The sequence below is a fragment of the Hydrogenibacillus sp. N12 genome, assembly GCF_019645935.1.
Classification (GTDB): Bacteria; Bacillota; Bacilli; order Thermicanales; family DSM-22653; genus Hydrogenibacillus; species Hydrogenibacillus schlegelii.
The window spans coordinates 2,349,926-2,362,876 of the sequence record NZ_CP080953.1 but is presented as its reverse complement, the minus strand read 5'-3'; the positions used below and the strand labels follow the sequence as shown (position 1 = coordinate 2,362,876).

The window sequence follows — 12,951 nt, the reverse complement described above, 5'->3', positions numbered from 1 at the left end:
GCCCGGACGGTCTGCCGGGAGGGCTCGAGGAAAGGTGGCCTGAAGCGCGGAAAGGGGGGATTGACATGGCGACGGCGACCGGCCGCCGGTTTGAGCTCGTGGCGCCTTACGAGCCGCGCGGCGATCAGCCGAAGGCGATCCGGGCCCTCGTCGAGGGGATCCGGGCCGGCAAGCGGTTTCAGACGCTTCTCGGCGCGACCGGCACCGGCAAGACGTTTACGATCGCTCACGTCATCGCCGAAGTGCAAAAGCCGACGCTCGTCATCGCCCACAACAAGACGCTTGCCGGGCAGCTGGCGAACGAGTTTCGCGCCTTTTTTCCCCACAACGCCGTCGAATATTTCGTGAGCTACTACGATTACTATCAGCCGGAGGCGTACGTGCCGGAGACGGACACCTACATCGAAAAAGACGCCAGCATCAACGACGAAATCGACAAGCTCCGCCACTCGGCGACGAGCGCCCTCTTCGAGCGGCAGGACGTCATCATCGTCGCTTCGGTGTCGGCGATCTACGGCCTCGGCGACCCGGCGGAATACCGGGACCTCGTCCTTTCGCTTCGGGTCGGGATGGAAAAGCCCCGGGACGAGGTGCTCCGGAAGCTCGTCGACATCCAGTACACCCGGAACGACTACGACTTCCACCGGGGGACGTTTCGCGTCCGGGGCGACGTCGTCGAGATCTTCCCCGCCTCCCGAAGCGAGCAGGCGATCCGGGTGGAGTTTTTCGGCGACGAGATCGAGCGGATCGCCGAGATCGACGTTCTCACCGGCGAGATCACCGGCTTTCGGGAGCACGTCGCCATTTTCCCGGCGTCCCACTACGTCACCCGTCGGGAGACGCTCGAGCGGGCGATCCGGAGCATCGAGGGGGAGCTCGAGGAGCGGCTCGGGGAACTCCGGGCGGCCGGGAAGCTCCTCGAAGCCCAGCGGCTCGAGCAGCGGACCCGCTACGACATCGAGATGCTCCGGGAGCTCGGCTACTGCCCGGGGATCGAAAACTATTCCCGGCATCTTACCGGACGGGCGCCGGGGGAGCCGCCGTATACGCTGCTCGATTATTTCCCTGACGATTTTCTTCTCGTCATCGACGAGTCTCACGTGACGATCCCGCAGCTTCGGGGAATGTACAACGGGGACATGTCCCGGAAGCTGACCCTCATCGAGCACGGCTTCCGGCTGCCGTCGGCGGCGGACAACCGGCCGCTCAAGTTTGAAGAATTCGAGGCGCGGATCCGCCAGGCGATCTTCGTCTCGGCGACGCCGGGGCCGTACGAGCTGGAAAAGGCGCCGGACGTCGTCGAGCAGATCATCCGCCCGACCGGCCTCGTCGATCCGGAAGTCGTCGTCCGGCCGACGGCCGGTCAGATCGATGACCTCGTCGAGGAGATCCGCCTCCGCATCGAGCGGGACGAGCGCGTGCTCGTGACGACCCTCACCAAGCGGATGGCGGAGGACCTCACCGACTACCTGAAGGAGCTCGGCATCAAGGTCCGCTACATGCACTCCGACATCCAGACGATCGAGCGGCTCGCCCTCATCCGGGACCTCCGCCTCGGCGTCTTCCACGTCCTCGTCGGCATCAACCTCCTCCGGGAAGGGCTCGATATCCCGGAGGTGAGCCTCGTGGCGATCCTCGACGCCGACAAGGAAGGCTTCCTCCGGAGCGAGACGTCCCTCATCCAGACGATCGGCCGGGCGGCCCGGAACGCGAACGGGAAGGTCATCCTCTATGCCGACCGGATCACGGAGGCGATGCGCCGGGCGATCGACGAAACGGAGCGGCGGCGCCGGATCCAGCTCGCCTACAACGAAGCCCACGGCATCACGCCGGAGACGGTCCGGAAAAAGGTGCATGACGTCATCGAAGCGACCCGGGCGAAGGAGCCGAAGACGGACTACATCGCCGAGATCCGCCGGGCGAAAACCGCCGAAGCCCGGGAGAAGCTCATCGCGCGCCTCGAGCGGGAGATGAAGGAGGCGGCGGACGCCCTCCTCTTCGAACGGGCGGCCGAGCTCCGGGACCTCATCATCGAGCTCAAGGGGGAGGGTGCATGGCGCAAGACAAAATCGTCGTCAAAGGGGCACGCGTCCACAATCTAAAGAACATCACCGTCGAGATCCCCCGCGGCAAGCTCGTCGTCCTGACCGGCCTGTCCGGTTCCGGCAAGTCGTCCCTCGCCTTCGACACGCTGTACGCCGAAGGGCAGCGCCGCTACGTCGAATCGCTTTCGGCCTATGCCCGGCAGTTTCTCGGCCTCATGGACAAGCCGGACGTCGACAGCATCGACGGGCTGTCGCCGGCGATCTCCATCGACCAGAAGACGACGAGCACGAATCCTCGCTCGACGGTCGGCACGGTGACGGAGATCTACGACTACCTCCGGCTGCTTTTCGCCCGGATCGGCCGGGCGACGTGTCCGACCCATGGTCTCGAGATCGAAGCGCAGACCGTGGAACAGATGGTCGATCGCCTTATGGCCCTTCCGGACGGAAGCCGCTTCATCGTCCTCGCCCCCCTCGTCGAAGGGCGAAAGGGCGAGCACGTCAAGCTTCTCGAAGCCGTCCGGCGACAGGGGTTTGCCCGGGTGCGGATCGACGGGGAGATCGTTTCCGTCGAGGAGACGCCGAAGCTCGACAAAAACAAAAAGCACACGATCGAAGTCGTCGTCGACCGGCTGGTGAAAAAAGCCGGCATCGAAAGCCGTCTCGCCGACTCCCTCGAGACGGCCCTCAAGCTCGGCGACGGCAAGGTCCTCGTCGACGTCGTCGGGGGCGAGACGCTCGTCTTCAGCGAAAAATACGCCTGCCCGATCTGCGGCTTCAGCCTGCCGGAGCTTTCGCCGCGGCTTTTTTCGTTCAACAGCCCCTTCGGCGCCTGTCCGAGCTGCGATGGCCTCGGCGTGAAGCTCGAGGTCGACCCGGAGCTCGTCGTCCCGGATCCCGACCGAAGCCTGAACGAAGGGGCGATCGCGCCGTTTGCCGAGGCCCGGGGGACGTACTACGAACAGCTCCTCGCGGCGGCGATGGACCACTTCGGCATCGACGGCGACGTCCCCTACCGGGCGCTCCCCGAGGCGACCCGGCGGCTCCTCCTCTACGGCAGCGACGAGCGGTTCCCCTTCCGGTACGAGAGCGACTTCGGCATCGTCCGGGAGGGAGCGGTGCGCTTTGAGGGGGTGATCCCGAACCTCACCCGCCGCTACCGGGAGACGGACTCGGAAGCGGTCAAGCAGTGGATCGAGTCGTACATGAGCGAGCGGGTGTGCGAGGCGTGCGGCGGCAGGCGCCTTCGGCCGGAAGCGCTGGCGGTCAGAATCGACGGCCGGTCGATCGACGACATCGTCAACCTCCCCCTCGGCGAGGCGCTGGCGTTTTTCCGGGCCCTTCCGGAGAAGCTCTCGCCGAAAGAGCGGGAGATCGCCCGGCTCATCCTGAACGAAATCACCGCCCGGCTTCAGTTTCTCATCGACGTCGGCCTCGACTACCTTACCCTCGCCCGCTCGTCCCGGACGCTCTCCGGCGGCGAAGCGCAGCGCATCCGGCTCGCGACGCAGATCGGCTCGAAGCTCACCGGCGTCCTCTACATCCTCGACGAGCCGAGCATCGGGCTCCACCAGCGGGACAACGCCCGGCTGATCGCCGCCCTGAAGGCGATGCGGGACCTCGGCAACACCGTCGTCGTCGTCGAACACGACGAAGACACGATGCGGGCGGCGGACTACCTGATCGACATCGGCCCCGGCGCCGGCATCCACGGCGGCGAAGTCGTCGCCGCCGGGCCGCCGGAGGAGGTCGCCCGGCATCCGACGTCGATCACCGGCCAGTACCTCTCGGGCCGGCGGTGGATCCCGCTTCCGGTGCGGCGCCGGCCGCCGGGGGAGCGGTGGCTCGTCGTCCGGGGCGCCCGGGAGCACAATTTGAAAAACATCGACGTCGCCGTGCCCCTCGGCCTGTTCGTCGCCGTGACCGGCGTTTCGGGATCGGGGAAAAGCACGCTCGTCAACGAGATCCTCTACCAGGCCCTCGCCCGGGCGCTCCACGGCGCCAAGGCCAAGCCCGGCGCCCACGACCGGATCGACGGGCTCGAGCACCTCGACAAGGTGATCGCCGTCGATCAGAGCCCGATCGGCCGGACGCCCCGGTCGAACCCGGCGACGTACACCGGCGTCTTCGACGACATCCGAGCGCTGTTCGCCCAGACGCCGGAGGCCCGGGTCCGGGGATATCAGAAGGGCCGCTTCAGCTTCAACGTCAAGGGCGGCCGCTGCGAGGCGTGCCGCGGCGACGGCGTGATCAAGATCGAGATGCACTTCCTCCCGGACGTCTACGTGACGTGCGACGCCTGCAAGGGGAAGCGGTACAACCGGGAGACGCTCGAGGTTCGCTACAAAGGGATGACGATCGCCGACGTCCTCGAGATGACCGTCGACGAGGCGCTTCAGTTTTTTGCCGACGTGCCGCGGATCGCCCGGCGGCTCCGGCTGCTTCAGGACGTCGGCCTCGGCTACATCCGCCTCGGCCAGAGCGCGACCACCCTCTCCGGCGGCGAGGCGCAGCGGGTCAAGCTCGCGGCGGAGCTCGGCCGGCGGCCGACCGGCCGGACGCTCTACATCCTCGACGAGCCGACGACGGGCCTCCACAGCGAGGACGTCCGGCGGCTCATCGAGGTTCTCCAGCGCCTCGTCGACGGCGGGAACACCGTCGTCGTCATCGAGCACAATCTCGACGTGATCAAGTCGGCCGACTACCTGATCGACCTCGGGCCGGAAGGGGGCGACGGGGGCGGGACGATCGTCGCCGCCGGGCCGCCGGAGGCGGTGGCGGCGGTGCCGGAATCGTACACCGGCCGCTATCTCGCCCGGGTGCTCGAGCGGGATCGGGCCCGGCAGGCGGCGGCCCAACGTCGCGTCGAGGTCGGGTAAGACCGGTTGGAAGGCGGGTCAGGACGGGAGGGAGGGGCGGACATGGAGGACGGCCGCGAAGAAGAAGCCCGGCGGTCCATTCCGGTTCGGAAGCTCGTGGAGCGGTTTCGCTTCGACGTCCTCGCCGGCGAGGCGGGCCTCGACCGGCCGGTCGTCACCGGCGACATCCACCGGCCGGGGCTCGCCGTCGCCGGTTACTTTGCCCACCATCCGGTGCGGCGGATCCAGGTGCTCGGAAAGACCGAGATGACGTTTGCCGCGGAGCTCGCCCCGGAGGTGCGCCAGTACCGGTTCGCCAAGCTGATGCACCCGGCGACGCCGTGCCTCATCCTCGCCCACGGCGTCGAGGCGCCCCCGGAACTCGTCGCGGCGGCGGCGGATCGGGCCGTGCCGCTTCTTTCCACGCCGATCAAGACGACGAAGCTCATCAGCCTCCTCACGGACTTCCTCGACAAAGCCCTTGCGCCCCGGACGACGATGCACGGCGTCCTGGTCGAGGTGTACGGCATCGGCATCCTCCTCATCGGCCAGAGCGGGATCGGCAAAAGCGAGACGGCCCTCGAGCTCATCAAACGGGGGCACCGGCTCATCGCCGACGACGCCGTCGAGATCCTCAAGACGGCCGAAGGGGAGCTCATCGGCGAGGCACCGCCGCTCATCGAAAATCTGCTGGAGATCCGCGGCCTCGGCATCTTGAACGTCATGGCCCTTTTCGGCGCCGGCGCCATCCGGCTCAGGAAAAAGATCTCCCTCGTCGTCCGGCTCGAGTACTGGGACTCCCGGAAGCGCTACGACCGCCTCGGGCTCGACGAGGAAAAGATCCGCATCCTCGACACCGAACTGCCCCTCGTCGTCATCCCCGTCCGGCCGGGCCGAAACCTCGCCGTCATCGTCGAAGTGGCGGCGATGCACTACCGGCTGAAGCTCATGGGGATCCACCCGGCCCGGGAGTTTGCCGAGCGCCTCGATCGGGCCATCGCCGCCGGCGCCGAGGAGGCGAGAAAGCTGGCCCGGATTTTTGAAGAAGCGTACGACTGACCGGAACGAAGCCCACCACGGATCAAAGCGAGGGCAGACCGGCGCCTCGGCCGTGGCCGAGGCGCGAACAGGAGGGACGGGATGATTCTGTCCGGCGCACCGTTCGATCCGATCGCGTTTCGCCTCGGGCCCCTCGCGGTGCACTGGTACGGCATTCTGATCGGCACCGGCGCCCTCGTCGGGCTCTTCGTCGCGGTCCGGGAAGGCCGCCGCTTCGGCGTCGCCGAAGACTTTTTTTACGACCTCCTTCTCCTCGGCGTGCCGGTGGCGATCGTCTTCGCCCGGGCGTATTACGTCCTCTTTCAGTGGCCGTACTACGCCGCCCACCCGGAAGACATCGTCGCCGTCTGGAAAGGGGGGCTCGCGATCCACGGCGCCCTCATCGGCAGCGGGCTCGTGGCGCTCTTTTACGCCCGCCGGCGGCGGGTGTCCGTCTGGTGGCTCCTCGACGTCGCGGCGCCGAGCCTGATCATCGGCCAGGCGATCGGCCGCTGGGGGAACTTCATGAACCAGGAAGCCCACGGCGGTCCCGTCTCCCGGGCATTTCTCGAATCGCTCCACCTGCCGAACTGGATCATCGAGCAGATGAACATCGGCGGGACGTACTATCACCCGACGTTTCTGTACGAGTCGATCTGGGATTTTCTCGGCTTCCTCCTGCTCATCACCGTCCGCCGCCGGCTTTCGCTTCTCCGGGGCGAACTCATCGCGCTGTACGCCATCTGGTATTCCGTCGGTCGAACGTATATCGAAGGGATGCGAACCGATTCGCTGATGCTCACGCCGACGATCCGCATGGCCCAGGTGATGGGCCTCCTCCTCATCGCCCTCGGCGTGGCGGTCATCGTCTTTCGCCGCCGGCAGCCCGATGCGACGCGGTACGACGCCCCGCCGGACCGCCCGGCCCCGCCGGACGTCCTCTGAGACGCCGGCGGGTTTGTTTTGGGTTCTCCGGATGAAAGCCCTTCCGGCGTTTGACTTTTCCCGCCCCGTCCCTTACAATGAGAGCATCCTTTAGTCTGCTACCATATTATCAGTATAAAGTATGGTGAAAAAATGGACGGCGCCTATGCGTTCGAAAAACCCCTCGGGTTCCACGACCGGCCGCCGGCGCTGATGGCGCGGATGGAGGCTTTGACGGCGCGGTGGCTGGAGCTGTTCGCCCGCTACGGGTACCGGCGGGTGTCGACGCCGGCGCTGGAGTTCCAGGCGACGATCGGCCGCTACGCCCGGGTGGCGCCGGCAAAGATGTTTCCTTTGTTTGATGCCGAAGGGCGCCTCGTCGTCCTCCGGCCGGACATGACGACGCCGATCGCCCGGCTGGCGGCCTCGACCCTCCGGTCGACGCCCCTTCCTCTGCGGCTGTCGTACGCCGAACCGGTCTTCCGCTTGCCGCAGGCGGGAGAGGAAGGTCAGGCAGAGCGCTGGCAGGTCGGGGTGGAGCTCATCGGCGTCGGGCCGGGAGCCGGCGATCTGGAAGCGCTCGTCGTCGCGGCGGAGGCGCTCATCGCCGCCGGCGTTCCGGAGCCGGCGTTCGTCGTCGGCGATGCGGCGCTCGTGCCGCTCGTGTTCGCGGCGCTCCGGCTTAAGGAGGCGGAGCGGTCGGCCCTCGAGACGGCGCTTCTCCGGCGGGATTTCGCCGCCTTTTCTTCCGTCGCCGGTCGGATCGGCGGCGACGTCGGGGCGGCGCTCGCGGCGCTCATCGGCCCGCTTCAGCCGGAGCGGGCCGATGCGCTCGGCCGGTCGCTTCGGGCGCTCACCCGAGCGTCCGGCGACGCGGCGGCGGTCGACGCGGCCCGGGCGGTCGAGGAGCGGCTTTCGGCGCTCCTCGACCTTCTGGCCGATGCGGCGTCCCTGTTTCCCGACGTCCGGTGGCTCGCCGATCCGGCGTTTGTGCCGGATCTCGAATACTACACCGGCATCGTGTTCGAAGGCTACGGCCGGGGCGCCGGCGCGCCCCTCGTCCGGGGCGGCCGGTACGACCACCTCCTCGGCCGCTTCGGCCGGGAGGCGCCGGCGACGGGCTTTGCCCTCGACCTCGAGCGGACCCTCGCCATCGTCGAGGTGCCGCTTCCGTCCCGGCCGCGGACGGCGATCCGAATTCAGAAAGGGAATCGGCGGCAGGCGTTCGAAGAGGCCCGTCGTCGGGTCGCCGCCGGAGAGACGGTGGAGCTGGTGGAGGAAAGGGAGGATCGGGTCGGCGATGCGGGCGGTGCGTCCGGCGCGACCGGCGAAGGCGGCGCCGGACACCGGGCAGGCGGCGCCCGGACCGGAGAAGGAGGGGCGGGCGATGGGCGCTAGCGAGCGGTGGGACGGGCTTCGGATCGTGCTGCCGAAGGGGCGGGTGCTCGGGGAGGCGCTTCAATTGCTTCGGGCGGCGAAGATCGGCGTGCCGCCGGAGGGGGAAGACTCCCGGCGGCTCATCATCGACGTTGGCCGGGCGGCGTCCGGGGCGGTCGGCGCGCCGCTTCAGTTCATCCTGGCCAAACCGGTGGACGTGCCGATCTACGTCGAAGACGGCGCCGCCGATCTCGGCATCGTCGGCAAGGACGTCCTCCTGGAACTGGAGCGGGATGTGTACGAACTGCTCGATCTCGGCATCGGGGCTTGTCGGCTTTCGGTCGCCGGCCTCGGCGCCCCTCTGCCCCCGACCCGGTCGATGCCCCGGGTGGCGACGAAGTATCCGCGGACGGCGCGGCGGTTTTTTGCCGCCCGGGGCGAGCAGGTCGAGATCATCGCCCTGTCGGGGTCGATCGAGCTCGCGCCGCTCCTCGGCCTCGCCGAGCGGATCGTCGACATCGTCTCGACCGGGCGGACGCTCCGGGAAAACGGCCTCCGGGAGTTCGAGGTGATCGCGCCGATCACGAGCCGGCTGATCGCGAACCGGGCGAGCCTCCGCCTGAAGGCGGACGCCGTCGGCCGTTTTCAGGCGGCCCTGGCGGCGGTCGTCAGCTCGGCGGGCGGGACGGCCGGGGGCGGGGCGCCGGCCGCGTCGCCGGCGGACGAACGCGGGGGGCCGGCTGTCCGGCCGGATTTCGCCGGGGACGGCGCCCGACGAGGGGACGCCGACGGTGCGGGCGTCCGGCCGGAGTCGGCCGGCGACGGAGCGGTTCTCGGGCGGCCGTTCAGCCGGTGAGGGAGGAAGCCGATGGTGACGTTCGAGCTTTACCCGGCGGTGGACATCCTGGGCGGTCAGGCGGTCCGCCTCGTGCAGGGGGATTTTGAGCAAAAGACGGTCTACGGCGCCCCGGAGGCGGCGGCCGAGGCATTCATCGCCCGGGGCGCCCGGTGGCTTCACGTCGTCGATCTCGACGGAGCGCGAAGCGGCCGGCCGGTGAACGTCGGGCCGATTGCCGCCATCGTCCGCCGGGCCGCCGCCCGCGGCGTTCGGGTGCAGGTCGGCGGAGGGCTCCGGACGCTCGAAGACATCCGGCGCGTCCTCGCCCTCGGCGTCGCCCGGGTCATCGTCGGGACGGCGGCGATCGAGGCGCCGGACGTGCTGGCGACCGCCGTTCGGGAGGCCGGCGAGGCGGTGGCCGTCGGGGTCGATCTTCGGGAGAATCGAGTGGCGGTCCGGGGCTGGGCCGAGACGAAGGACGCCGCGGCGGAAGACGTGCTGCGGAGGATCGCCGCCGCCGGCGTCCGGACGGTGATCGTGACCGACATCCGTCGGGACGGGACGCTGGCCGGCGTCGATGCCGACCGGATGGCCTCCCTCGCCCGGGCGAGCGGGCTTCGGGTGATCGCTTCCGGCGGCGTTCGGAGCGTCGACGACGTCCGGCGCCTTTCGGCCCGCTTGCGCGACGGGGTCGTCGGGGCCGTCATCGGCAAGGCCCTGTACGCCGGGACGCTGGACCTCGCCGCGGCCCTTCAGGCCGCCGCCGAGGCGGATCCGGCCGTCGGGGAAGATTCGGGAGAAGAGGAGGACGGCCGATGAGCGAAGCGAGATGGATCATCCCGTGCCTGGACGTCCGGGACGGCCGGGTGGTCAAGGGCGTCGCCTTTCAGGGGATGGTCGACGTCGGCGATCCGGTGGCGCTTGCCCGGCGCTACGACCGGGAAGGGGCCGATGCGGTGGCGCTTCTCGACATTACGGCGACGGTCGAGGGGAGGGAGACGTTCGTCGACGTCGTCCGGGCGGTGCGGGCGGCGCTTTCGGTGCCGCTCATCGTCGGCGGCGGCATCCGGGATCGGGCGGACGTCCGGCGGATCCGGGCGGCCGGGGCCGACTTCGTCTCGATCGGGACGGCGGCTGTCGAACGGCCGGAAGTCGTCGAAGCGGCGGCGGAGGAGATCGGCGCCGAGGCGGTCGTCGTCGCCCTGGACGCGGCGTGGGACGCCGGACGAGGGACGTGGGTCGCCGTCACCCACGGCGGCCGAAGGCGGACGGACCGGCCGGCGACGGCGCTCGCGGCGGAGTGGGCCTGCCGGGGCGCCGGGTGGGTGCTCCTGACGAGCGTCGACGCCGACGGGACGAAGGCGGGGTTCGATCTTCCCCTCATCCGAGCGGTCGCCGAGGCGTCGGGGCTTCCGGTGATCGCCTCCGGCGGCGCCGGCGCGATCGAGCATTTCGTGGCCGTGTTTCGGGAGACGCCGGCCCGGGCGGCCCTCGCCGCCTCGGTCTTTCACCGGGGGGAGATCGCCCTGCCGGCGCTCAAGGCGGCGCTCGGAGACGCCGGCATCGCCGTCCGTCCGGCGCCGGCGGCCGGCGCGCCGGAGGGCGGGACGTCATGATCCGTCCCGACGACGTCCGGTTCGGTCCTGACGGCCTCATCCCGGCCGTCCTCGTCGACGCCCGCACGAAAGACGTGCTCACCCTCGCCTACATGAATGAGGCGGCGCTCAAAAAGACGCTCGAGACGGGGGAGACGTGGCTGTACAGCCGGTCCCGCCAGGCCCTCTGGCACAAAGGGGCGACTTCCGGCCACCGGCAGACGGTCGTCGACCTTAAGCTCGACTGCGACGGCGATGCGCTCCTCGTCTCGGTCATCCCCCACGGCCCGGCGTGCCACACCGGCGCGCCGACGTGCTTTCACCGGCCGCTGGCCGCCCGGACGCCGGACGGGCGCCTCGCCCCGGCCGGGGGTTTGGAGGAGAGGGCGGAGGCAGAGAGGAAGGCCGAAGGCAAAGCGGCGGCGGAGCCGGTGGCGGCAGTCGACGCCAAAGCTTGGGCCCATCCGGCAACGGATCGAGCAGCCCGAACCGTGGCGGCCGGCGCGCTTTCGGCGGACGGATACGGCGCCCTCGGCCGGGCGCTCGGGGCCCTTTCGGCGCGGATCGAGGCGCGGCGGCATGCCTCGCCGGAGGCGTCGTACACGGCCTACCTGCTGGCGCAGGGTCGGGATAAGATTTTAAAAAAACTGGCCGAAGAGGCGGCGGAAGTGCTCCTTGCGGCGAAGGACGGTCGCCCGGAAGCGCTGACGGAAGAGGTGGCGGATCTTCTGTACCACCTTGCCGTCCTGTTCGCCGAAACGGGGCTTTCGCCGGCGGCGGTGGCCGCCGTGCTCGAGGCTCGGGCTCGCCCCGCCGCGGACGCCTTCGTGCCTCGGAGCGCCGGCCGGTCGAGGCGACCGTCGAAGGAGGACGGGCGATGATCGTTCAGCGATTTGAACTGGCAACGCTTTCCCCGGACGCGCGGCGCCGGCTGCTTCGCCGGAGCGAACGGGAGATCCACCGGGAACTCGAGGCGGCCCGGGCGATCTTGGACGCCGTCCGGGAACGGGGCGATGCGGCGCTCATCGAGCTGACGGAGCGGTTCGACGGGGTGCGGCTTACGCCGGCGGCGATGAAGCTCGACCGGGCGGAGATCGCCGAGCGGGCGGAGGCGCTCCGGCGGGTGCACCCGGCCCTCGACGAGGCGATCCGCGTCGCCGCCCGGCAGATCGAAGCGTTCCATCGGGCGCAGCTCCCGAAGCCCGTGTGGTGGACGGAAGTGTCGCCGGGGGTGTTTGCCGGCGAACGGGTGACGCCGATCCCCGACGTCGCCGTGTACGTCCCCCGGGGGAAAGGGTCGTTTCCGTCGGTGCTCCTGATGCTGGCGGTGCCGGCGCGGGTGGCCGGCGTGCCGCGGCGGATCGTCCTCACGCCGCCGGCGCCGGGCGGCGGCCTCGATCCGGCGGTCGTCCTCGCGGCCGATCACGCCGGGGTCGACGCCGTCTACACCGTCGGCGGCGCCCAGGCGATCGCCGCCGTCGCCTTCGGCACGGAGACCGTGCCGAAGATGCATAAAGTGATCGGGCCGGGAAACGCCTACGTGACGGCGGCCAAACGGCTCCTCGTCGGGACGATCGACATCGGGATTTTGGCCGGCCCGTCGGAAGCGATCGTCCTCGCCGACGGGTCGGCGGACCCGGAGCGGGTGGCCCGGGACTGGCTGAACGAGGCGGAGCACGGCCCGGATTCGGCGGCGCTCCTCGTGACGGACGACGGGGCGCTTTTAGAGGCCGCCGAGGCGGCCCTTCGGCGCCTTCTGGGGCGGCTTCCGGAGGGGCGGCGGCGGTTTGCCGAGGCGGTCTTTCGGACGTACGGCGGCGGGGTGATCGCCCGGTCGATGGACGAGGCGATCGCCTTCGTGAACGACTATGCGCCGGAACACCTCGTGCTTCACGTCCGGGATCCGCACGCCCTTCTCTGGCGTTTGGAGCACGCCGGCGAAATTTTGCTCGGCCCGTGGACGCCGATCGCCCTCGGGAACTTCGTCGTCGGCACGAACGCCATCCTCCCGACCGGTGGCCACGCGAAGACGACATCTGCCGTGTCGGTGTGGGACTTTTTGAAACGGACATCCCTCGCGTGGGCGACGGAAGCCGGCTACCGGCGGCTTCGGCCTTACGCCCGCCTGCTGGCGGAAGTGGAAGGGTTTCCGGCCCACGCCCTGGCCCTCGAGGACGAAGAGGCGACCGGAGCGGCTCGGCCGGGGGAACCGGCGGTCGGCCCGGTGGAGGAGGAAGGGGCGGCCGACGGGAATCGGCGCGGATAAGCGGATAGGA

General features: G+C 69.7%; 9 protein-coding genes and 1 pseudogene. All 10 read left to right on the top strand.

The window, feature by feature from the left end; translation table 11 throughout:
* Window positions 1-65: 65 nt before the first annotated feature.
* The 10 genes and pseudogenes from uvrB to hisD all read left to right on the top strand — a co-directional run bounded on the left by uvrB (window position 66) and on the right by hisD (window position 12,941).
* Complete coding sequence (gene uvrB, locus K2M58_RS11100) at window positions 66-2,102, top strand: excinuclease ABC subunit UvrB (protein WP_220677592.1); 2,037 nt, start codon at window positions 66-68, stop codon at window positions 2,100-2,102.
* Window positions 2,054-4,924 (top strand): excinuclease ABC subunit UvrA, encoded by a 2,871-nt coding sequence (gene uvrA / locus K2M58_RS11095; RefSeq protein WP_220677591.1) that lies wholly within the window; start codon window positions 2,054-2,056, stop codon window positions 4,922-4,924. The genes uvrB and uvrA overlap by 49 nt, the downstream gene beginning before the upstream one ends.
* A gap of 42 nt (window positions 4,925-4,966) precedes the next feature.
* On the top strand, window positions 4,967-5,962 hold the full coding sequence (hprK, locus tag K2M58_RS11090; RefSeq protein ID WP_220677590.1) for an HPr(Ser) kinase/phosphatase: 996 nt from the start codon (window positions 4,967-4,969) through the stop codon (window positions 5,960-5,962).
* A gap of 81 nt (window positions 5,963-6,043) precedes the next feature.
* Window positions 6,044-6,886: a prolipoprotein diacylglyceryl transferase gene (lgt, locus tag K2M58_RS11085; RefSeq protein ID WP_220677589.1), complete on the top strand. Its 843-nt coding sequence runs from the start codon at window positions 6,044-6,046 to the stop codon at window positions 6,884-6,886.
* Between the two features lie 132 nt (window positions 6,887-7,018).
* Entirely contained in the window at window positions 7,019-8,263 is a 1,245-nt protein-coding gene (locus tag K2M58_RS11080) for an ATP phosphoribosyltransferase regulatory subunit (protein WP_220677588.1), read from the top strand.
* A pseudogene (gene hisG, locus K2M58_RS11075) lies at window positions 8,253-8,924 on the top strand (ATP phosphoribosyltransferase); the annotation flags it as partial. The gene K2M58_RS11080 and the pseudogene hisG, both read left to right, overlap by 11 nt.
* Window positions 8,925-9,110: 186 nt before the next feature.
* Window positions 9,111-9,899: a 1-(5-phosphoribosyl)-5-[(5-phosphoribosylamino)methylideneamino]imidazole-4-carboxamide isomerase gene (hisA, locus tag K2M58_RS11070; RefSeq protein WP_220677586.1), complete on the top strand. Its 789-nt coding sequence runs from the start codon at window positions 9,111-9,113 to the stop codon at window positions 9,897-9,899.
* A complete protein-coding gene (locus tag K2M58_RS11065; protein WP_220677585.1) occupies window positions 9,896-10,696 on the top strand; it encodes an imidazole glycerol phosphate synthase subunit HisF in 801 nt (266 codons plus the stop codon). Before hisA ends, K2M58_RS11065 begins: the two co-directional genes overlap by 4 nt.
* On the top strand, window positions 10,693-11,556 hold the full coding sequence (hisI, locus tag K2M58_RS11060) for a phosphoribosyl-AMP cyclohydrolase (RefSeq protein WP_220677584.1): 864 nt from the start codon (window positions 10,693-10,695) through the stop codon (window positions 11,554-11,556). The genes K2M58_RS11065 and hisI overlap by 4 nt, the downstream gene beginning before the upstream one ends.
* A complete protein-coding gene (gene hisD / locus K2M58_RS11055; RefSeq protein WP_220677583.1) occupies window positions 11,553-12,941 on the top strand; it encodes a histidinol dehydrogenase in 1,389 nt (462 codons plus the stop codon). Before hisI ends, hisD begins: the two co-directional genes overlap by 4 nt.
* Window positions 12,942-12,951: the final 10 nt, after the last annotated feature.

Coding starts and splice junctions, on each gene's coding strand:
- uvrB (WP_220677592.1), top strand. CDS start 66: ATGGCGACGGCGACCGGCCGCCGGTTTGAGCTCGTGGCGCCTTACGAG.
- uvrA (WP_220677591.1), top strand. CDS start 2,054: ATGGCGCAAGACAAAATCGTCGTCAAAGGGGCACGCGTCCACAATCTA.
- hprK (WP_220677590.1), top strand. CDS start 4,967: ATGGAGGACGGCCGCGAAGAAGAAGCCCGGCGGTCCATTCCGGTTCGG.
- lgt (WP_220677589.1), top strand. CDS start 6,044: ATGATTCTGTCCGGCGCACCGTTCGATCCGATCGCGTTTCGCCTCGGG.
- K2M58_RS11080 (WP_220677588.1), top strand. CDS start 7,019: ATGGACGGCGCCTATGCGTTCGAAAAACCCCTCGGGTTCCACGACCGG.
- hisA (WP_220677586.1), top strand. CDS start 9,111: ATGGTGACGTTCGAGCTTTACCCGGCGGTGGACATCCTGGGCGGTCAG.
- K2M58_RS11065 (WP_220677585.1), top strand. CDS start 9,896: ATGAGCGAAGCGAGATGGATCATCCCGTGCCTGGACGTCCGGGACGGC.
- hisI (WP_220677584.1), top strand. CDS start 10,693: ATGATCCGTCCCGACGACGTCCGGTTCGGTCCTGACGGCCTCATCCCG.
- hisD (WP_220677583.1), top strand. CDS start 11,553: ATGATCGTTCAGCGATTTGAACTGGCAACGCTTTCCCCGGACGCGCGG.